This window comes from Borreliella carolinensis (genome assembly GCF_032595855.2).
Taxonomy (GTDB): domain Bacteria; phylum Spirochaetota; class Spirochaetia; order Borreliales; family Borreliaceae; genus Borreliella; species Borreliella carolinensis.
Window position 1 is genome coordinate 672,632 of record NZ_CP132453.1, and the last position, 20,896, is coordinate 693,527.

General features: G+C 29.0%; 19 protein-coding genes. 10 read left to right on the forward strand and 9 right to left on the reverse strand.

Annotated elements, in window-relative coordinates; genetic code table 11:
- The first annotated feature begins 303 nt into the window (after positions 1–303).
- Both QIA46_RS03205 and QIA46_RS03210 read left to right on the forward strand, forming a co-directional pair.
- Positions 304–1,683, forward strand: a complete 1,380-nt coding sequence (locus QIA46_RS03205) for a Na+/H+ antiporter NhaC family protein (RefSeq protein WP_317268411.1) — start codon at positions 304–306, stop codon at positions 1,681–1,683.
- 67 nt (positions 1,684–1,750) lie between these two features.
- Positions 1,751–3,106, forward strand: a complete 1,356-nt coding sequence (locus QIA46_RS03210) for a Na+/H+ antiporter NhaC family protein (RefSeq protein WP_317268566.1) — start codon at positions 1,751–1,753, stop codon at positions 3,104–3,106.
- 45 nt (positions 3,107–3,151) lie between these two features.
- Here QIA46_RS03210 and QIA46_RS03215 read toward each other — a convergent pair whose 3' ends face one another.
- From QIA46_RS03215 to ylqF, 5 genes are all read right to left on the reverse strand, one after another.
- Entirely contained in the window at positions 3,152–4,198 is a 1,047-nt protein-coding gene (locus QIA46_RS03215) for an ABC transporter substrate-binding protein (RefSeq protein WP_317268412.1), read from the reverse strand.
- Between the two features lie 18 nt (positions 4,199–4,216).
- Positions 4,217–5,008: an ABC transporter permease gene (locus QIA46_RS03220; protein WP_008882167.1), complete on the reverse strand. Its 792-nt coding sequence runs from the start codon at positions 5,006–5,008 to the stop codon at positions 4,217–4,219.
- A 3-nt stretch (positions 5,009–5,011) separates the two neighbouring features.
- A complete protein-coding gene (locus QIA46_RS03225; RefSeq protein WP_317268413.1) occupies positions 5,012–5,815 on the reverse strand; it encodes an ABC transporter permease in 804 nt (267 codons plus the stop codon).
- A 5-nt stretch (positions 5,816–5,820) separates the two neighbouring features.
- Positions 5,821–6,864, reverse strand: a complete 1,044-nt coding sequence (locus tag QIA46_RS03230) for an ABC transporter ATP-binding protein (RefSeq protein WP_301341769.1) — start codon at positions 6,862–6,864, stop codon at positions 5,821–5,823.
- Positions 6,865–6,941: 77 nt separating this feature from the next.
- Positions 6,942–7,781, reverse strand: coding sequence for a ribosome biogenesis GTPase YlqF (ylqF, locus tag QIA46_RS03235; protein WP_301341770.1), 840 nt, complete (start codon positions 7,779–7,781; stop codon positions 6,942–6,944).
- A 162-nt stretch (positions 7,782–7,943) separates the two neighbouring features.
- Here ylqF and QIA46_RS03240 point away from each other — a divergent pair, with 162 nt between their 5' ends.
- Together QIA46_RS03240 and QIA46_RS03245 are read left to right on the forward strand one after the other, a co-directional pair.
- On the forward strand, positions 7,944–8,642 hold the full coding sequence (locus QIA46_RS03240) for an N-acetylmannosamine-6-phosphate 2-epimerase (RefSeq protein WP_317268414.1): 699 nt from the start codon (positions 7,944–7,946) through the stop codon (positions 8,640–8,642).
- Between the two features lie 46 nt (positions 8,643–8,688).
- Positions 8,689–10,233, forward strand: coding sequence for a maltose/glucose-specific PTS transporter subunit IIC (locus tag QIA46_RS03245; protein ID WP_301341772.1), 1,545 nt, complete (start codon positions 8,689–8,691; stop codon positions 10,231–10,233).
- A gap of 28 nt (positions 10,234–10,261) precedes the next feature.
- Here the strand turns inward: QIA46_RS03245 and QIA46_RS03250 are convergent, their stop codons facing one another.
- The 3 genes from QIA46_RS03250 to QIA46_RS03260 form a co-directional block, all read right to left on the reverse strand.
- Positions 10,262–11,245 (reverse strand): alpha/beta hydrolase, encoded by a 984-nt coding sequence (locus QIA46_RS03250; RefSeq protein WP_317268415.1) that lies wholly within the window; start codon positions 11,243–11,245, stop codon positions 10,262–10,264.
- Entirely contained in the window at positions 11,242–11,772 is a 531-nt protein-coding gene (gene bosR / locus QIA46_RS03255; RefSeq protein ID WP_014023862.1) for an oxidative stress transcriptional regulator BosR, read from the reverse strand. Before bosR ends, QIA46_RS03250 begins: the two co-directional genes overlap by 4 nt.
- A 109-nt stretch (positions 11,773–11,881) precedes the next feature.
- A complete protein-coding gene (locus tag QIA46_RS03260; protein WP_317268416.1) occupies positions 11,882–13,570 on the reverse strand; it encodes a histidine kinase in 1,689 nt (562 codons plus the stop codon).
- Between the two features lie 191 nt (positions 13,571–13,761).
- On the opposite strand from QIA46_RS03260, the gene groL reads away from it, so the two are divergent.
- From groL to QIA46_RS03290, 6 genes are all read left to right on the forward strand, one after another.
- Entirely contained in the window at positions 13,762–15,399 is a 1,638-nt protein-coding gene (gene groL / locus QIA46_RS03265; RefSeq protein ID WP_316256334.1) for a chaperonin GroEL, read from the forward strand.
- 63 nt (positions 15,400–15,462) lie between these two features.
- Positions 15,463–15,759, forward strand: coding sequence for a hypothetical protein (locus QIA46_RS03270; RefSeq protein WP_317260389.1), 297 nt, complete (start codon positions 15,463–15,465; stop codon positions 15,757–15,759).
- The gene (yajC, locus tag QIA46_RS03275; RefSeq protein ID WP_094248965.1) at positions 15,752–16,090 is read left to right on the forward strand and encodes a preprotein translocase subunit YajC; all 339 of its coding nucleotides are present in this window, start codon (positions 15,752–15,754) and stop codon (positions 16,088–16,090) included. The genes QIA46_RS03270 and yajC overlap by 8 nt, the downstream gene beginning before the upstream one ends.
- Positions 16,091–16,151: 61 nt before the next feature.
- Complete coding sequence (gene secD / locus QIA46_RS03280; RefSeq protein ID WP_317268417.1) at positions 16,152–17,912, forward strand: protein translocase subunit SecD; 1,761 nt, start codon at positions 16,152–16,154, stop codon at positions 17,910–17,912.
- Positions 17,896–18,795: a protein translocase subunit SecF gene (gene secF, locus QIA46_RS03285; protein WP_317268418.1), complete on the forward strand. Its 900-nt coding sequence runs from the start codon at positions 17,896–17,898 to the stop codon at positions 18,793–18,795. Before secD ends, secF begins: the two co-directional genes overlap by 17 nt.
- Positions 18,796–18,820: 25 nt before the next feature.
- Positions 18,821–19,963: a hypothetical protein gene (locus tag QIA46_RS03290; RefSeq protein ID WP_301341779.1), complete on the forward strand. Its 1,143-nt coding sequence runs from the start codon at positions 18,821–18,823 to the stop codon at positions 19,961–19,963.
- Here QIA46_RS03290 and QIA46_RS03295 read toward each other — a convergent pair.
- Positions 19,960–20,790 (reverse strand): DnaJ domain-containing protein, encoded by an 831-nt coding sequence (locus QIA46_RS03295; protein WP_317268419.1) that lies wholly within the window; start codon positions 20,788–20,790, stop codon positions 19,960–19,962. The two genes, QIA46_RS03290 and QIA46_RS03295, sit on opposite strands and share 4 nt — an antisense overlap.
- Positions 20,791–20,896: the final 106 nt, after the last annotated feature.

Here is a 20,896-nt window from a genome sequence, read left to right on the forward strand (position 1 = left end):
TAAAAGATATTTTATAAATGAGATAAATGAGATAAATGAGATAAAATTTTTTATATAATTTATTCCTATTCCTTTTTAGCACTTGCTTTATTTATAATGAGTTTTCTTAAGTTTTTATTTCTTGCAACTTAGCAGTAAAGTTTTTGATAAATTTTATTTTTCTTTTTAAATATTTTAAGAAAATTGGGGATTTTTATTCTTGATTTGATTACAAATTTATGCATCGATTAATAATTTGCGGTATCATTTAAAAATATAGGTAATCTTTTTTATAAAAACGGTGCTTATATTTAAAGGATGTATATGGAAAATATTGAAGTAAGAGGGCAGCCAAATTTTTTTGGGCTTATTCCTTTTTTTGTTTTTATTATTATCTATTTAGGTACGGGGATTTATTTAGGGGTTGTTGGTGTAGAAATGGCCTTTTACCAGCTGCCGGCTAGTGTTGCAATGTTTTTAGCTTCCATTGTTTGTTTTTTGGTGTTTAAAGGAAAATTCTCGGATAAAATTCACATATTTATTAAAGGGGCTGCTCAGTACGATATTATACTAATGTGTCTTATTTTTATGCTTTCGGGAGCTTTCTCTTCTCTTTGCAAAGAAATGGGCTGCGTTGAAACTGTAGCAAATTTGGGAATTAAATATATTAATCCCAATTGGATTGTTTCTGGTATATTTTTTGTAACCTGCTTTCTCTCTTTTTCTGCTGGCACTTCTGTTGGATCTATTGTTGCAATTGCCCCTATTGCTTTTAATATTGCTATTAAAAGTGGCATTAATCCGAATTTAATAGCAGCATCTGTAATGTGTGGGGCTATGTTTGGAGATAATCTTTCTTTAATATCAGATACAACAATTGTTTCTAGTCGGACTCAAGGTAGCAGTATCTTAGATGTTTTTATTAGTAGCAGTTTTTATGCTTTTCCATCCGCTATACTAACTTTTTTTTCTTTTTTCTTTCTTTCTGAGAATTTGCCCAATACTACAAATTTTTTACATGAAAGTTCAATAGATTTGGTGAAAACTGTGCCTTATTTAATGATTATATTTTTTTCTTTGGCCGGAATGAATGTTTTTATAGTTCTTTTTTTAGGTATTTTTTCTATATGTCTTATTAGCATTTTGTATGGTAATTTATATTTTCTAGATGTAATGAAAAACATTAATAAAGGATTTTTAAATATGGCAGATTTAATTTTTCTCTCAATTTTAACAGGGGGAGTTTCTTTTGCTGTGATTCATAATGGAGGCTTTAAATGGCTACTTATTAAATTAAAATCTTTGATTAGAGGAAAAAGTTCAGCGGAATTTTCTATTGGGGCTTTTGTTTCAATAGTGGATGTTTTTCTTGCTAATAACACAATTGCCATACTTATTTGCGGCAAAGTGGCAAAAAAGATAGCTTTTGAAAATAACATCAGTGTTCAAAGAAGTGCTTCTATTTTAGATATGTTCTCTTGTATTTTCCAAGGCATTATTCCTTATGGTGCTCAAATGATTATTTTAGTAAACTTTTCAAATGGACTTGTATCGCCAATTAGTGTTTTGCCATTTTTGGTTTATTTTGGATTTTTATTGTTTTTTGTTATTTTATCTATTTTGGGGCTTGATATAAAAAAAGTTTTTTTATTTTTAAAAAAAAAAATAAAAATTTTAAGATTTGAATTGTTCAAATTTTTTTGATTTTATTTAGAATAAATTGTTCTTAATTATGTGATTTAGGAGGTTAAAATTGGAAAGAGATTTGAAATTGAAAAGTGAAACTAATGTGGTTCCAAATTTTTGGGGACTTATGCCTTTTTTTCTTTTTATAGGGATTTATATCGGCACAGGACTTGTACTTTATTTTAATGATGTAGAAAAAGCATTTTATCAAATGCCCCCTGTAGTTGCTATGTTTATTGCTATTGTTTTGACATTTATTATTTTTAGGGGATCTTTTTTAGCAAAAATGAATAAATTCATTGAAGGGTGTGCTCAACAAGATGTTATTTTTATATCTTTAATATTTATGTTATCCGGTGCTTTTTCCGCTGTTTGTAAAGAAATAGGAAGCGTTGATGCTGTAGTAAATATTGGCCTTAAATATGTCCCATTGAATTTACTAGTGTGCGGCATTTTTTTAATTACCCTTTTTTTATCTTTTTCTACTGGAAGTTTTATGGGGACTATTGTTGCTGTTGCTCCTATTGCCTTGGAACTTGCAGATAAGGTGGATATTCCTCTTCCATTGATTGCTGGTACTATTCTTAGCGCTGGTGCATTTGGAGATAATATGTCTTTAATATCAGATACCCCGATTATTTCAAGTCATACTCAAAAAGTTAATATTGTTGATGTTTTTAAAAATGGAGCTTTTTATACGTTTCCAGCAGCAATTTTAGCAAGTATTACTTTTGCATTTTTAGGTTCTTATTATTGCAAGGTCGATAGTTTTATTATTGAACCTGGTGAGATAAATTTTTTTAAAATTATTCCATATATTTTTGTTATGGTTGTTGCAATTTCAGGCTTTGATGTATTTTTAGCCTTGTTTTTAGGTATTGTTGTTGCTGGTATTATTGGAATTTATTACGCAGATGTTACTTTTTTGTTGCTGGCTAAAAAAATTAATGAAGGATTTTTAGGCCTAGGAGAAATGTTTATTCTTGTTATTTCTACAGGTGGAATTTCTTATATGACAATTAAGTATGGGGGGTTTGATTGGTTGCTCTTAAAATTGCAAAAAATGTCAAAGTCTAAGAGAACTTCTGAATTTGTCATTGTTGTTTTGGTTGGTATTTTGACCATGTTTCTTGCAAATAATGGGCTTGCTATTTTAATGAGTGGTTCTGTTGTAAGATCAATAACTAAGGAGAATAATTTAAACTCAAATCGTATTGCGGCTTTACTTTGTATGTCTTCGTGCTTTTTTTTAAGTATTTTACCTCATAGTATGCATGTTATAGCTCTTATAGATTTTACAAAAGGCAAGCTTTCTCCTTTTGACATTTTTCCATTTTTAATTTATCAAGGATTTTTGGTATTATTGATTGCTTTGTCTATAATTGGACTTGATATAAAATTAGTATTTAAACCTTTTTTAAAAAATAGTCACGAAACTTAAAAGCTTTAAATTTTAAAGCTTTTAAGTTTTTTTGAATTTAAATATTCAAGAAGATAGATTTAAATATATTTTAAGGATTTCTTCTTTTATTTTTTTAGGTATTTTTTTAAAAATTTCAAATTTGGAAAAATCTTTTGGTATAAATTTTTCTTCTAAATATAATTTCATTTCGGGGTTATTTTTTGCTTCTTCTTCTATTCTTTTTATTACGTTTTTGTTTGGAGAATTATATCTAGTTTCTTTGAAATTTTTGTAAGATGGCTCATTCTCGTATAAAAAGTTTATAAACTTGTAAGCAAAGTTTTTATTTGGAGCATCAATAGGAATTACAAATGCATCTATCCATAAATTGGTGTTTTCCGGGGCATAAAAATCTAAATTTTTGTCTTTTAGCATAGCGCTTTGTGCTTCGCCGCTCCATGTGAGTTGAATAGATGCTTCTCCATTTAGCATTAATGATTTTGCAGGTACATCTGAGAAATATCCGATTAATAGTGGATTTTGGATTTTTAAAAGTTCTCCAGCTTCTTTAATTTTATCTGTATCATATTCATTTATTGAGTATCCAAGTTTTTTTAAAGCAACCCCAATATTGTCTTTAGGGGAATCTAGCATTGTAATTTCTTTTTTATATTTTTTATTAAATAATATGTCAAAACCTTGCATGTCATTTAAATCTATTTTAGTTTTATTGTAAAGTATGCCCATTAATCCCCAGTAGGCTGGCACTGAATAAAGATTGCCAGGATCATGTTCTAAGTTTGTAAGATTTTGAGTAATATTTTTTGTTACATTTGGCAATTTTGAATAATCTAATTTTTCAATTTTGCCTTCATCGATTAATTCTTGGATTAAATATTCTGATGGGACTATTATGTCGTAGTAATTATTTGTGTTGTTAAATTTAGCCATCATTTCTTCATTGTTGTGAAAGATTTCATAATTAATTTTTATATTGTTTTCCTTTTCAAATTGATCTAATAAAGTCTCGTCAATATATTCTGCCCAATTAAATACGTTTAAAGTTATTGTTTCTTTGTTAGTACAAGCAAAAGTTGTAAGAATTGCTATTAATATAAAAATTTTTTTCATAAGTACTCCTTTTTCATTTTAAAGCTCAGCATCTGTTGTTAATTTTTTAATTCCTATAAATTTATTAATAATAAACAAAAGGCTCAATATTGTAAAAAACAATATTGCAGAAATAGCATTTATTACTGGTTTGATGCCTCTTTTTGTTAGCGAGTTTATTAGGATAGATAAATTATTAAATCCTTGTCCAGTAGTGAAAAATGATATCAAAAAATCATCTATTGATAATGTGAAGGCAATAAGAGCTCCGGTTGCTATGCTCCCGACTATTTCTGGATAAATTATATTGAAGAATATCTGAATTTCTGAGGCCCCAAGATCTTTGGCAGCATCAATAATATTGTTGGGAAGAGAATATAATTTGGGCAAAATTATTATTACTACGTATGGTGTTGAAAAAATTATATGTGATATTAGCATTGTGGAAAATCCCAATTGCATTTTTATTGCAGAATAAAATGTCATTAAGCTTATTCCTGTTACGATGTCGGGATTAATTATTGTTATTTTATTTGCCGATAATAATATTGTTTTCAATTTTTTGTTTTCTGATTTATAAATTGCATAAGCACCAATAATTCCAATAACAACAGAGGTCAAAGATGAGATTGTAGCTATTAAGATGGTGTTAAATATTGCGGATTTGATTTGACTTGAGGCAAAAATTTCTTTATACCATTTTAGACTAAATCCTTGCCATATAAATCCACTGTCACCAGAGTTAAAAGAATAAATTATTAAGATTATTATTGGAAGGTAAATAAAGCTGAGTATTAGAAATAAGAAAATGTTTTTAAAGGCCCTAAACATATTTTACTCCCCATTATTTTTTCGCATTAATTTTATTATTATTAAATTAAAAATTAATATTACTAACATTAAAATAAATGAAATTGCAGATCCAGTATTCCAGTCTTCTATAAAGAGAAACTGTTTGCTTATTAGATTTCCTATTAAAATTTGTTTAGAGCCTCCTAGCAAATCTGAAATGATAAATACTGTAATTGAAGGAATAAATACCATAATTATTCCTGTTGCCAGATAAGAGAGCGTTAGAGGTATTTTTATATAAAGTAATATTTGCCACATTCTTGCTCCAAGATCTTGAGCTGCTTCAATGCATTCTGGTTTAATTTTTAAAAGTCCTGTGTATATTGGTAAGATCATGAAAGGCAAAAAATTGTATACCATACCTATTGTAACAGCCTGTTCATTATAAAGAAGATCTAAAGCCCCAAATCCTATCTTTTCAAATAAGTTGTTGATGAATCCGTTTTTTCCAAGTATTCTCATCCAGGCATAAGTTCTAAGCAATGTATTTATCCACATGGGAAGTATTATCATGATTATTAATTTGTTTTGAGCGCTTTTTTTTGATAATGAAATTAGCCAGGCGGCAGGATAGCCTATTAAAATGCAAAAAATTGTTGCTATTGTTGCGAGTTTTAGACTTCTTGAAAAGATACTAAGATAACTTGGATTTAAAAGCCCAATAAAATTATGGATTGTAAATTCGTGTTTTTCATTTAAAAATCCAAGCAGTATTATTATTAGTAAGGGGAAAATACTAAATGTTAATAGGAATATAGAATATATGATTAATATCAATTTTTTCACAACCATTATTCCTTGTGCATAACATGAATGTCATCAGGTTCTAAGAATATGTCAACCTCTTCTCCAACTTTTGTAAGTCTTGTGCTTTGAACTATCCAATTTGTTTTTTGAATTTCTAGAGTCATTTCGTAATGAACCCCTTGAAAAATTGCTGATGTTATGGTTCCACTTAAATGACCTTTTCCTTTTGGAAGTAGTTTTACATCTTCTGGGCGTATTACAAGGTCAACTGCTTCTTCAGCTTCAAACCCTTTGTCAAGGCATTCAAATTCATGACCTAGCAAACTTACAACCAGTTCTTTTTTGTATGTTCCATCAAAAATATTACTTTCTCCGATAAAATCGGCTACAAATTTTGTTTTAGGCTCATTGTAAATTTCCTCGGGCGTTCCTACTTGTAAAATTACTCCTTCATTCATTACGACAATTCTATCGCTCATTGTTAATGCTTCTTCTTGATCATGAGTAACGTATATGAATGTGATTCCAAGTTGGCGCTGTATTTTTTTTAATTCTTTTTGCATTTCTTGTCGCATTTTTAAATCAAGCGCAGAAAGTGGTTCATCTAGCAATAAAAGCTTAGGTTCCATTACTATTGCTCTTGCTATTGCAACTCTTTGTTTTTGCCCTCCTGATAGTTCGTTAATATTTCTGTATGCATATTTTGGCATTCCTATCAATGAAAGAGATGTTTTTACTTTTTCTTTGATTATATCTTTTGGTGTTTTTTTCATTCTAAGTCCAAATGAAATATTGTCAAAAACATTCATATGGGGGAAAAGTGCATAATTTTGAAATACGGTATTAATTTCTCTTTTGTTTGGATTGGTTTTAGATATTTCTTTAGAAAAGAAATAAATCTCGCCATTTTGTTGATTTAAAAAACCACCCAATATTTTTATTAATGTTGTTTTTCCACATCCGGATGGGCCTAGTAATGTGATAAACTCATTTTTTTTAATTTTTAAATTTATGTTATCTAAAGTTTTGTTTCCATTGTTATCATAATAATGACTTAGATTTTCAATCTCTAGGATATAATTATCCAACTAATTTCAACCTCCTTATGGCGGTATTAATACAAATCAAGATTATACTTAATATTATTATTTATGTAAATGCTTTTTTAAAAGGTATTATAATTCTTGTCAAGAATTATTTTGCCAAATTTGCCTTCTCTGAATTCTTTGATTAATATTTTTGATGCTTTCTCAAGGTTAAGCTCATTTTTTTTACCGATTAATTTTCTTGCTTTTGCAAAATTTTGTAGAATATCAAGTGAATTTTTATGATATATTTCGTATTTTTTTAGTAAAATGTTTTTATTATTTTGGTCCATTATTTCAAGTAAATACAATGCAAGATCTATATTATCTACTATTTCATTTTTGATCATATCCAATATTGCAAGTTTTTTTGCAATCGATTGGTCTACTAGATTATGCCATAAAACCCCTGGCATATCAAAAAGATTGATTTCTTCATTTATTTTTACTATTTGTATATTTTTGGTATATCCAGGTTTATTAGCAACTTTTGCGCTCTTTTTGCCGGATAATAGATTTATTATTGAAGATTTTCCAACATTTGGAACTCCAATAATCAAAACCTTTATTTTTTCTTTATAATTTTTTATCTTTTTAACAATGGCTAATTTTTTAATAATATCTATTATTTGCTTGCGCATTCCTTTTTTGTAAATATTGCTTATTATTACAGTATTGCCAAGATTTTCAAAATATTTTTTCCATTTTATAATTTCTGATATTTGAGCAATATCAGATTTGTGTAAAAGAATTATTTTAGCTTGATTTTTAATAATTTTTTCAGTTAATGGATTTTTACTGCTAAATGGAGCTCTAGCATCAAGTATTTCTAGCACAATATTAGCTTTTTGCAAATTATTCTTTATTAGATCTAAGGCCCTTTTCATGTGTCCAGGAAACCAGTTGATTTTATTTGTCATGCCTAAATTATAACCTAATGTTTATTGGATAATAAATTATTTTTGTTTTTATGTTGCGAATTTATGTTAATTTTCTTTAAAAGAATTGTTTTTTTTAAAGAAAAAATATAATCTGTATTTGAGTTTTTATATTTTTTTAAAAAAATAAATTTTATAGGAGGTATGATTATTATTGCAAAAATCAAAAGAGGGTTAATAGTATCTTGCCAAGCTCTTGAGAACGAGCCTTTACACAGCAGTTTTATTATGTCTAAGATGGCTTTGGCAGCTAAAATAGGTGGAGCTATTGGAATAAGAGCCAACGGAGTTAATGATATTAGCCAGATTAAATTAGAAGTTGATTTGCCAATCATAGGTATTATTAAAAAAAAGTATAATAATTGCGATGTATTTATTACTCCTACCATGAAAGAGATTGATGAACTTTGTAATGAGAGGGTAGATATAATTGCCCTTGATGCTACTTTTAGGAATAGGCCTGATGGCGTACTACTTGATGATTTTTTTGAAAATATTAAAAAAAAATATCCAAAGCAGCTTTTGATGGCAGATATTTCTTCTTTAGATGAAGCTATTAATGCCGATAAATTGGGATTTGATTTTATTGGAACAACTTTGTATGGCTATACAAAAAGTACTAATGGCTTGAACATTGCAGACAATGATTTTGATTTTTTAAAAACTTTACTTAATTCTAATTTAAAAGCTACTTTAATAGTGGAGGGGAAAATAGATACCCCCCTGAAAGCTCAAAAATGCTTTGAAATGGGGGTTGATTTAGTAGTTGTGGGGGCTGCTATTACAAGGCCCGCTGAGATTACTAAAAAATTTGTAGAAAAAATAAATCAGATTAAAAAATAATTTTTAAACTTAGGGGTTAATTTATTTTTTATTTTAGGAGGGTTTTATGTTAAGGGGCTTTGAACAAGCTCAAAAATTTGGGCGTTCTTTTATGCTTCCTATTGCTATTTTGCCAGCAGCGGGGCTGCTTTTAGGAATTGGAGGCTCTCTTTCTAATCCAGAAACCGTTAGGACGTATTCTTTTTTGAATATATTTTTCTTACAATCAATTTTCAAAGTAATGAGCGCTTCAGGTTCTATTATTTTTTCAAATTTAGCACCAATATTTTCTATTGGAATTGCTGTTGGACTTGCTAAATCAGATAAAGGTACATCCGGAATTGCGGCATTTATTGGCTATCTTGTGATGAATGCTACTATTGGAGTTTTAATTGATGTATCAGGCAAAGCGGAGTCTTTTTCTAGTGGTGCTGTGGGTTTTGTTCTTGGGATTAAAACTTTAGAAACGGGAGTTTTTGGGGGGATTGTAGTTGGTATTTTGACTTATTATCTTCATTCTAGGTTTAACAAGGTGGATTTGCCCAAGGTCCTTGGATTTTTTTCTGGATCTAGATTTGTGCCGATTGTTGTTTCTTTTTCTAGTATTTTTCTTGCTGTTATTATGTTTCTTTTTTGGCCATTTGTACAAAGTGGAATTAATAAAGTAGGAGGCTTGGTAGATTCAACCGGTTATATTGGAACACTTATTTATGGAATTTTTTTAAGAATGCTTGGACCTTTTGGTCTTCATCATATATTTTATTTGCCATTTTGGACAACAGGCCTTGGGGGATCTGTTATTATTGATGGAAAGTTGATCGAAGGGACTCAGAATATCTTTTTTGCAGAACTTGCTGCTCAAGGTACAAATAGATTTTTTATTGGAACTAGTCGTTTTATGAGTGGGCGACATATTACCATGATGTTTGGTTTGCCTGGAGCTGCACTTGCTCTATATCATACCGCAAATCGTGGAGAGAGAGCAAAAGTTTTTGGTCTTTTGATGTCTTCGGCTCTAACATCATTTTTAACGGGTATAACAGAACCTCTTGAATTTTCTTTTCTTTTTGTAGCCCCTATTCTTTATGTTATTCATGCTACATTTGATGGATTTGCTTTTATGCTAGCGCATATTCTTCAAATTACAATAGGTCAGACGTTTTCTGGAGGGTTTATTGATTTTATTCTTTTTGGTGTTTTGCAGGGAAATTCAAGAACTAATTGGCTTTTGGTGCCAGTTGTAGGCATTGTTTGGTTTTTCCTTTACTACTTTACTTTTTTATTCTTAATAAAAAAATTTGATTTTAAAACTCCTGGTAGAACGCAAGATGCAAGTTCTGAAGAGCCTTCAAGCACTAAGAGTGGTGAATTTGAGGAAAATTATGCTACTAAGGTTATTCTCGGGCTTGGTGGTGCTTCAAATATTGTTGAGCTTGATTGTTGTGCAACTAGGCTAAGAATTACAGTAAGAGATGTTCTTAAAGTTTCTGAAAAAATTTTAAAAAAAACGGGTTCTAAAGGAGTAATTATTAAAGGCAATGGGGTTCAGGTAGTTTACGGACCAGGTGTTAGTGTGCTTAAGAATGAAATAGAAGAATTACTAGAAGATTGATTTTTGAATAAGTATAGCCTTAAGGCTATTACTTATTAATCTTGTTTATGAAATCAACTGCATACTTTGTGAAGTATGATGTATTTTGGGCGCTTTTGTAGCTTTGGTTTCCAATAGGTACGTGTGCGTGTGAATTTTCAAGAAGTATAATAGGAATATCCTTTTTTTCACCCCCATAATTTTTTATAAATTCGTTTATTTTTATTGGGTCTACTGTATGATCATTGGGTGTGTGGGCTACTATTAAAGGTATTTTGATTTCATCGAAATTATATGAATTTAATAATGTGACAAGGCCCATCATTGCAATAACTGCGTCCACATGTTGTACTTTTGAAGAGTGGCTATTTATAGTCATATGTTCTTTTCGTTTATACTCTTTTGTTTCAAATTTATTGTAACCACCTGTTATAAGATATGCAATTTGTCTTCCCCAGGGATAGTAAACGATATTTGTTCTTTTGTCATAAGGGAATATGTTAGGAGAAATTAATACCACCGAGTTTATTTCATTTGGATAGTTTGCTAAGGCCCAAATGCTGGCAGCGCCCCCATTAGAGGTCCCAATTAATATTAATTTATCACCTATTAATTTGCCAATGTTAATAGCCTCATCAATGTCTTTCAGCCAATCTTGGGTAGTTATTCCCCGAAATGCATTTTTATTGTTAATTCCGTGCCCTTTAAGTCTTGTAAAAAAAATATTTGCATTAAGAGCTTTTGCAATATTATTTGGAACCGGATAAATTTCATTTTTAGATGCTCCAAATCCATGAATATAGACCACAGAATATGAAGTTTTTTGTGCTTTTCCTTTATGCCAGATTATTTCTTTTTTTGTATTGTTTTCTAAATTAAATTGCAATTCTTCTTTTAATAAGTAGCTGTCAATTTCTTCTATGTTTTTAGGAATTGTTTTTTTAAAAAATTCATTTTTAAATTTTATTCTAGGGCTAACTAGTATTAAGAGCAATAAGAATATAAGTATAAAAATGATATTTTTTATATTCATAAAGTGATTCCCTTGTTCTCTGGTGGGATATTGTTGTTGTTGTGGATATCTTTTTTGTAACAATTATTGCAATGCCCTGAGTAAATTATTTCAATAGATTTTGTTTCCCAGTTTTCTCCAAGCTTGTCTTTCAAAATATCTTTAATATCGTCAAGTTGAATAGGGTGGACTTGATTGCATTTGTTGCATTTAAAGTGAGCTATTGTGGAAGCCAAGCTTAGATAAAATTTTGTTTCTTTTTGATCAGTAGTTTTTATGTCTTTTAGTATATTTCTTTCTTTTAGAATATTTAATGTGTTATATACTGTTGCTTTTGATAGGCTTGGAATTTCTTTTATAAGTTTATTATAAACTTCTTTTGCTGTAAAGTATTCTTTTGGGTTTGATGCTATGTAGAGAATGATTCTGTTTCTCGAATGAGATGCTTTCATTCCTAATTCTGATGTTAAATTTTTCAATAATACAGGATCGTTTGTAATACCGACTTTTTCCAATGCGGAATGGACGTCTATTATGTTATCGTTCATATTATTATACCTTTTTGTTTAAATTAAAGATTAAATACTTTTTAAATACTTTTTATGTTTTTCTTAAGATAATTTTATACCCAGTTATTAATATTTTACTACTTATTATTTATTTATTTTCATATTTTTTTATATTAGTATAAAAAATTAAATTTTTTATTTTTGAATTCAGTTTTATTTTGTTATCAAAATTATTATTTAATGGCAGTATCATTAAATTTAGCGTTTGAGAGTAATTTATTATATCTTGGATCTTGACTGTGTTGTAAGAACCCCCTATATTTAAAATTAACCATTTTCTAGAATTTATTTTTTCAATTTTATAATTAATTGTATGAATAATATGTTTTTCAACATTTAAAAAGCTTATAAAAAAATTGCTGTTTTTATCATTTCCTTTAGATATCAAAAATTCTGTACCATTAATGTAGCCTTTAGAATTGTTTTTAGTTATTATTATTTTTTCATAAGTATCAAGATCGCTGTATTTTGCTGTTATTTTTAAATTAGTGCCTTTTGCAATTTCAAATACAGGGATTTCAAGAGCTGAATATTCAAGAAGATAATCAGGATTGCATTTTTTTAATGTTTTTTTATCTAGATCTATTTTAGAGGGCCATTTTATTTTGATCGATATAAAGAAGCTAGGAATAGTCTCATCTATAAAAAAATCAATTGTTGATTTTTTAGCAGAGTTAAAAGCCAAATATTGTTTTATTCCTAAAATTTTTTCATTTGAGAAAGAAAATGAGCTTTGAATGGATGCTTCTTTTATTAATTCTTTTTTTGATGAAACCTTAAAATAGGTTCTAGATGTATTTAGAAATTCAACTTTTTTATCTTTAAATTTTATTTTATTTAATTTTCCATTTTCGAATTTGATATTGTATTGATCGTGAGATAGTGTGAAATTTCCTTCCATATTGTATTCCAAATTCTTAGGCACAATTGATTCTGAATTTTTTACAATTTCATCTTGGTGCTTATGTATTAAAAATTCTCTTAAGCTTTTTTCGTTAATTTGATAATCTTTAAGTCTTTTGTTTTGAAAATTTATTATTGGTTCTTGCTCTTTAAGAGAGTTAAATTTTGGAATCTCTAGTAGTTCAGTAGTAAGCTTTGATCCTTCTAGATTTTGTATCTTAATGCTGTGCAAGCTGTTTTCTAGGGCTTTTAAATAAAGCAAAAAATTTTTTAATTCTTGATTATCATAAGTTTCTTTGATTTCATAAAAATAAATAAGAGTTTCTACGTTGCTTTTTGGAGAATCTATTTTTTGCACTTCATATAAATATTGGCAGTTATTTTTATAAAAAATTAAGTAATTTTTATTATTTTTGCTCTTTCTTATTCCTTCTGTATAATTGAAATTAAGCTTTCTGTAAAGCTCAGTTACCTTTTTTCTAAACTTTTCTATGTTGTATATATAAAACATAATAGGTTTATTTTGAAATATGTCTTTATATCCACTTTTGAATGGATTTTTTAGTGCCCAATATAAATCTAAATGTATCTCATCGTGCAGCATGTATTCATGGGGGCTTCCACTGTAAGTTCCAGGCATATATATATCTGTATTGGTTTTGAATCTTTCAAAAAGCCAGTTATTTAATTCTTCGTGTTCTCTTAAAATTTCAAAAAAGTATGTTGGGAATGTCCAATGTATTTTGTAAGCTAGCTTTTTGTGTTCAATCAAATATTTTATATTTGATATTATTGATAACAGGTTATCTTCTGAAAATTTAGTTATTGAAATAATAATAATATAGGTTTTCAATTTTTTTAGCTTTCTAAACATAAATTCTTTGTCTTTATAATATAAAGATTAGTTAATATTTACATTATATAATAAAAATTTGTGCTGGTTTTGTATATTTTATATTTTTTAATGCATGGAAGTAATACTCTATAGCGAATGTATTAAGTTTATGTTAATCTTATATTGTTATATATAAATTATTTTTATTTATAGAAAGGGGTAAAATTTTTATGGCTAAAGACATATATTTTAATGAGGATGCTAGAAAAAGCTTACTTAGTGGCGTTGAAAAATTATCCAATGCTGTAAAAGTAACTCTTGGTCCAAAAGGGAGAAATGTTCTTATTGATAAAAAGTTCGGTTCTCCAACGGTTACAAAGGATGGGGTTAGCGTTGCTCGTGAGATTGAGCTTGAAAATCCGTTTGAAAACATGGGGGCACAGCTTTTAAAAGAAGTTGCTATTAAAACAAATGATGTTGCTGGTGATGGAACAACAACAGCTACTGTTCTTGCTTATGCTATTGCAAGAGAAGGCCTTAAAAATGTGTCTTCAGGAATTAATCCTATTGGAATAAAAAAAGGAATAGATCACGCTGTAAATTTGGCTGCTGAGAAAATTCGTCAGTCTGCAAAAAAGATTACAACAAAAGAAGAGATAGCACAAGTAGCTTCAATTTCTGCTAATAATGACAGTTATATAGGTGAAAAAATTGCTGAGGCAATGGATAAAGTTGGAAAAGACGGGGTTATAACAGTTGAAGAGTCAAAAACTTTTGATACTACGATTTCTTATGTTGAGGGCATGCAATTTGACAGAGGATATCTTTCTCCTTATTTTTCTACCAATAAAGAGAATATGAGTGTTAATTTTGATGATGCTTTCATATTGATATATGAGAAAAAGATTAGCTCTATTAAAGAGCTTTTACCAGTTCTTGAGAAAGTTTTAGGGACAAATAAACCTTTGTTAATTATTGCTGAGGACATCGAAGGGGATGCTCTTGCTGCTCTTGTTTTAAACAGCGTTAGAGGAGCTTTAAAGGTATGTGCAATTAAATCTCCTGGTTTTGGTGATAGACGAAAAGCAATGCTTGAGGATATTGCAGTGCTTACCGGCGGTGTTTTAATCAGCGAGGAGCTAGGTCTTACTCTTGAGACAGTTGAGATTGAGCAACTTGGACAGGCTAAAACTATTAAGGTTGATAAAGACAATACTACTATTATTAATACCGGTAATAAAGAACAAATAAAGGAGCGTTCAGAGCTTATTAAAAAGCAAATTGAAGATTCAACATCTGAGTATGATAAAGAAAAACTTCAAGAGCGTCTTGCAAAGCTTGTTGGTGGAGTTGCTGTTATTAATGTTGGAGCTGTTACTGAGGTAGAGCTTAAGGAGAAAAAGCATAGAGTTGAAGATGCTCTTTCTGCAACTCGTGCTGCTGTTGAAGAGGGTGTTGTGCCTGGTGGTGGAGCAACTCTTATTGAAGTTGCTATGTATTTAGATACAATAGATACAAGCAAATTAAGCTATGAGGAAAAGCAAGGTTTTGAGATTGTAAAAAGAAGTCTTGAAGAACCAATGAGACAGATTATTTCAAATGCTGGTTTTGAGGGATCTATTTATATTCATCAAATCAAAACCGAGAAAAAAGGGCTTGGGTTTGATGCTTCTAGCTTTAAGTGGGTAAATATGATTGAGAGTGGAATAATTGATCCTGCTAAGGTTACAAGAAGTGCGCTTCAAAATGCTGCTTCGATTGCTGGGCTTTTATTAACAACAGAATGTGCAATCACCGATATTAAAGAAGAGAAAAATACTTCTGGTGGTAGTGGTTATCCTATGGATCCAGGAATGGGAATGATGTAAAAAAGCTTCACCGGCAAACTTGTGTTTTTGCCGGTGAATATTTTATTATTCAAAGGAATTATTTTGAGTGAGGATGAATTTGTTTTTTGTATAGGCTTTGATGGTTCAAAAGCAATAGTAGATAGGCAACTTTTAAGAGAAAATAAAGGTAAAAGCGTTAAAGAACTTTTTGAGCTTGGTCTTTACAGAAGTGCCTTTAGCAAGGCTCTTTATAGAAACGACGACGATCTTATTAATTATTTAATTGAAGAGTATAATAAAATAAGTAACTCTAATTATACCAAAAAAGATGATTTTAAGCTTTTATTTGGAGTAGTTTATCCCGATGACATTAATAAGATAAAAGTGACATATATATAGTGTAGGAGGTTTTGTGTTTTTATTGCAAGAATTTAGCGGCAATAGTAGCTTTTTGCGAAGTTTGTTAGTTTTTGTGCCTGTTATTGCTATATTTTGGTTTTTAGTGATATCTCCCCAGCGTAAGGAGGAGAAGAATAAGAAAGAAATGATAAAAAATCTGAAAAAAGGCGATAAGGTATTAACAGTAGGTGGAATTTTTGGAGTTGTGAAAAAATTAGGCGATACGGATGTTATTTTAGAGTTAAGTCCAAATAACGAAGCAGTATTTATAAAAAACTCTATTGAGAAAGTTTTGTCTGAAAAAAATGAAGTTAAAAAAGGTGTTGTTTAAAGGTAAAATTAGAACTGTTAGCTAATAATGGTATTTTTTAAAAATTTTAAGGATTTGTATAATGAAAAAAGGATCTAAGCTTATATTGATATTGTTGGTGACGTTTTTTGCATGTCTTTTAATATTTCCGACTTTAAAGTGGTATTTTTTAATGAGCATTGAGGATAAAAAAATAAGCTCATATTCGCAAGAGGCTTTAAGAGATTATTCTAAGAAAAAAGCTTTTGATGATCTTGTTAAGCTTAAGGAGCTATATAACAAAGATCCCAACAGCAGCATTCCAACTAGTCTTTCTTATTTAATTCCAATAGCAAAAAATAATTATAAGTCTTCAATGAAAATTCCGCCTAATATTTTTACTGCTAAAACCTTACGAGAAGGATTTTTGACCGATTCTGATATGGGAGAAGTAAGCTTAGAGATTTATAGATATTATGAGAACATAAAGAAGAGCAAAAGTAGAATAATACATCTTGGACTTGATTTGTCTGGGGGGATGAGTGTTACTATTTCCCTTGATTATTCAAGTGTTGAGAAAAAATTAGGTCGTTCTTTGACTTTTACTGAGCGAGAGGATGCTATTTATCGAATAATGCAAATTCTTAAGGATAGGGTAGATAGATTTGGACTTACAGAGCCTAAAATTGTAAGAGAGGCTGGGGGAAATAAAATTTTCTTAGATATTCCTGGAGAAAAAGATGAGAGTAGAGTAGGCACTCTTTTGAGCGGAAAAGGCAATTTGACTTTTTATGTGGTTGATGACGAGTCTACATCTCTTTTGCATAGAAAAATATTAGAATCGGGCTCTCTTTTTTCTATTCCCGAAATTCAGGCAAGCATGAACCTTTCAGATAGTAAACAAATTTTTCCTTGGTATGTTAAAGATTCTTATGGTGTGGATGATGAATCATCAGTTCGTTATTATGTAGTTGATACTAGTCCTGAAAATTCATTTGATGGTGCTCACATTAAAGATGCTGGGGTTTCTAATGATCCCAGAACAGGTCGAGATACTGTTGCTTTTAGTCTTGATGTTGATGGAAGTGAAAAATTTTTTAAATTTACTCAAAAAAATGTTGGAAAGTCTTTGGCTGTTGTTATGGAAGGCAAAATTAAGTCTGTAGCAGGAATTAGCTATGCTATTACTGGGGGCAATGTTTCAATTCAAGGTGATTCTTTTGATAAAAAAGAGGCCTTAGATCTTGCTTTAGTGTTTAAAACCGCAGCTTTTCCAGTTGATATTAAAATAGATGATTTGAGAATAATAGGGCCTACTCTTGGTGCTAGAACTATTGATCTTGGTATTAAAGCTTCTGCGCTTGCTCTTTGTTTAGTTTTTTTGTTTATGTGTGTTTATTATGGTTTGAGTGGCGTTGTAGCTGGATTTTCACTCGTTATTTATAATGTATTTTTAATTTTAGCAATATTGTCGGCCTTTAATTTTACTTTAACTTTAACAAGTATTGCGGGTCTTATTTTGACAATGGGTATGGCCGTTGATATAAATATAGTTATTTATGAGAGAATTAAAGAAGAAATTAGAGAGGGCAGAAAATTTGAAAATGCTTTTGAAGATGGCTTTAAAAAAGCCTTTTTATCAATTATGGACGCAAATATAACGACATTTATTGCGGTGCTTTTTTTAACTCTTCTTGGGACAGGGGTTATTCAAGGTTTTGCGTGGTCTCTTTCTGTTGGAATTGTGGCATCCCTTTTTAGTAGTTTGATTTTTTCAAGATTTATTTTGGAATTTATCATATCTACTAGAAAAAGCAAATTTATAAGTATATCTTGGAGTTCAAAATATGCAAAGAGTAATTAATTTTTCAAAATATGGGGGCAATGTTTTAATTGTCAGTGTTGTTTTGATTTTGGTTGGGCTTATTTATACTTTTTTTTATCATGGTGGATACAATTGGGGAATAGATTTTTCTTCTAGAGTTAATATTAATCTTTCAATAGAAAAATCAAATATTAAAGAAAATGAAATTAAAGAAATATTCTCTCCGATTTATAAGGCTTTAGATGTTAATAGCATTTTTTCACCAAATGAGAATAAAAGCGAATTCTCTATTATGGTAAAGTCAGATATTATTGATTATGCTTTTAAAACAGAAGTTCAAAAAACAATACTAAATGAACTTAAAAAAAAATTTGATGCTAATATTGAAATTTTGGATTCTTATTTTATTGATTCAAGTTTTTCTTCTACTTTGAGAATTAGGTCAATATTTTTGGTATTAGGAACATTTATTCTGATTTTGATTTATATAACTTTAAGATTTAAACTAAGTTATGCCATTGCTTCCATACTTTCAATATTTCATGATATATTTTTTATAGTTGCTTTTTTGGGGGCATTTAGAATAGAGATTAATAGCTATATTATTGTGGCAATATTAACTATTATTGGATATTCTTTAAACGACACAATAATTATTTTTGATAGAATTAGAGACAATGTTAAGCGATTAACCAACAACACATTTTTAAATGTATTAAATATAAGCATTAGTCAAACTTTGTCAAGAACTATTTTGACGTCAGTTACAACATTTGTTGCAGTGTTTTCTATTTATGTGTTTACTGAAGGATCTATAAAAGATTTTTCTTTAGTATTTATGGTAGGGGTAATTGTTGGAACTTATTCTTCTGTATTCATAGCGTCTCCAATACTTTTAAATCTATATAAAAAGATAAAGTAGAACTTAAATAAGATGATATTGCGACATGAAGTTTTTTGATTTTGGGTCATTAGGATTTTATAGATTTTTTGATTTTCAAAAGTATCTTAATTTTAGTATTTTTAGGTATAGTTTAATAAATTATTATTCTTATCGAGAACAGTCAAGCCTTATTAACGATGCTAATTTGCTAAAAGATAAACTTGTATTTTTGGATAAAATTTATAGGGATTTTAATCCCAATATCAATAAATCTTGGGATGCCAATAAGGCTATTTTTTTGGATACTTTACTTATTATTAAAAATTTGATAAGAAAATATCATCCTAATTCCCAATTTTTAGACATTCATGAAGATGAATTGTTAGAAGATGTTTCCTGTTTTAATAAATTTTTAGACAAACTTAAATATTTAAATTTTAGAGTAGATCTTAAACAAAAAATTGAAAATTTTGAAAAAAAGAGCAAAGCACCATTTTCTTGCATAAGAATTGCCACATTTTTTATTCAAGAAGAATTTTTAGGTCGACTTAGTAATTCATTGGATTTTTTCTCCAATGAGGCTAATAGCAATAATTTAGATGTAATTAATAAAGAAATTAATGATTACTATGAAAAAGTAGAGCAAATTAAAAAAAGTAGCAATATTAAAGAAACTCATAAAAAATTCATTATAGATCACACAAAAGAGAGAATTGATAAAATTATGAAAGATCATAGTCTTGACATTTCTAAGCTGCTTATAAAAATTGCTTTGCTTGAAATTACAATTCAATGTTTTGATAGCTATTATTTGAATTTAATAGAAATTTTACAAATTCTTTTATCTATTAATAATATAATTGAGATTGGTTTAAATGAATTACCAGATGCCATTTTTAATGAGTGGAATGAGCTTATTTATTTGCGAAGAAAAGAGTTCCAAAAATTTGTTTTAATCTCTGATTATGTTTTCCAAAAAAGGATTGTATCTACCATAAATTCTGGAAATTGGAAATTTGCCTTTTTTACTCTTGCTCCCAGACAAGGGGATGTTTTTCAGTTTTCAGTGGATATTGCTAAGAATTTTGATAATATTGAGGATGGAATCAAAGAATATGAATCTAAAATAAATAAATTTAATGAATATAGGTCGGGTTGGGAGGCAAATTTAAAAAATTTTGGTCATTTATTTTCAGAAACACTTTAGCTGTATATCTCTTTTAATCTTTCGTAAATAGCTTTTACCTCATTATTTATTATTTTTGGAATTTTTACTATCAAAGTCACTTTAAGATCCCTTTTTGAGCTGCTTCCAATTATGGGCATTCCTAATCCTTTTAAGTTCAGAATTTCTCCATTTTTTGCATCCGAAGGGATTTTAAGTTTTATTTTTTTACCTTCAATTGTTTCGAATAACTTTTCACAACCCAAGGCTATTTCCCATGGGTAAACCTCTATTGCTGTTTCTAAGGTTTTTCCATTTAGTTTAAAATTTTTATAACTTGATATATTAAATTTGACTATTAAGCTTCCTTTTGCTCCAGAAATGGGATTAATAGGGCCTTTGTTATTTATTTTTATTTTAGTTGTTTCTAATGTTCCTTTTGGTATTATTATTTCTATTTTTTTGTTGTTTATAAGTATTATTTTTTTACTTCCCATATAAGCATCATAAAGTGAAATATTTACAGTTATTTCTCTATCCGTTGTTTTTCTTGAAGATCCTCCAAAGATTTTGGAAAAAAAATCTAAATCTTCAAAATTGCCAAATCTTGTGTTGCTGAATTCTCTTTCAAAATGGTCGTTGTTGCCATTAAAATTGGTGCTACCCAAAGAGTCGTAATTTCTTTTTTTATCAGGAGAAGATAAAATTTCATAAGCCTCGTTTATTTCTTTAAACTTTTCTTCAGCTATTTTGTTTCCCTTGTTTTTGTCCGGGTGATATTTTATTGCCAATTTTTTGTAAGCCTTTTTGATTTCTTCATTACTAGCATTTTTTTCTATTCCAAGTATATTGTAGTAGTCTTTGGTCATTAAAAATCTCCTTCAAATCTCCCTTATTTATTATGTTTTTTAAATATATTTTAATATTTGTACTTTATATATGTTATAATTAAACCCAAATTTTTAAAAGACCAAT

Excerpts from the sequence above, each read along its gene's own strand:
- QIA46_RS03205 (WP_317268411.1), top strand. The coding sequence starts at position 304 with ATGGAAAATATTGAAGTAAGAGGGCAGCCAAATTTTTTTGGGCTTATT.
- QIA46_RS03215 (WP_317268412.1), bottom strand. The coding sequence starts at position 4,198 with ATGAAAAAAATTTTTATATTAATAGCAATTCTTACAACTTTTGCTTGT.
- QIA46_RS03220 (WP_008882167.1), bottom strand. The coding sequence starts at position 5,008 with ATGTTTAGGGCCTTTAAAAACATTTTCTTATTTCTAATACTCAGCTTT.
- ylqF (WP_301341770.1), bottom strand. The coding sequence starts at position 7,781 with ATGACAAATAAAATCAACTGGTTTCCTGGACACATGAAAAGGGCCTTA.
- QIA46_RS03240 (WP_317268414.1), top strand. The coding sequence starts at position 7,944 with ATGATTATTATTGCAAAAATCAAAAGAGGGTTAATAGTATCTTGCCAA.
- QIA46_RS03245 (WP_301341772.1), top strand. The coding sequence starts at position 8,689 with ATGTTAAGGGGCTTTGAACAAGCTCAAAAATTTGGGCGTTCTTTTATG.
- QIA46_RS03250 (WP_317268415.1), bottom strand. The coding sequence starts at position 11,245 with ATGAATATAAAAAATATCATTTTTATACTTATATTCTTATTGCTCTTA.
- bosR (WP_014023862.1), bottom strand. The coding sequence starts at position 11,772 with ATGAACGATAACATAATAGACGTCCATTCCGCATTGGAAAAAGTCGGT.
- QIA46_RS03260 (WP_317268416.1), bottom strand. The coding sequence starts at position 13,570 with ATGTTTAGAAAGCTAAAAAAATTGAAAACCTATATTATTATTATTTCA.
- groL (WP_316256334.1), top strand. The coding sequence starts at position 13,762 with ATGGCTAAAGACATATATTTTAATGAGGATGCTAGAAAAAGCTTACTT.
- secD (WP_317268417.1), top strand. The coding sequence starts at position 16,152 with ATGAAAAAAGGATCTAAGCTTATATTGATATTGTTGGTGACGTTTTTT.
- secF (WP_317268418.1), top strand. The coding sequence starts at position 17,896 with ATGCAAAGAGTAATTAATTTTTCAAAATATGGGGGCAATGTTTTAATT.
- QIA46_RS03290 (WP_301341779.1), top strand. The coding sequence starts at position 18,821 with ATGAAGTTTTTTGATTTTGGGTCATTAGGATTTTATAGATTTTTTGAT.
- QIA46_RS03295 (WP_317268419.1), bottom strand. The coding sequence starts at position 20,790 with ATGACCAAAGACTACTACAATATACTTGGAATAGAAAAAAATGCTAGT.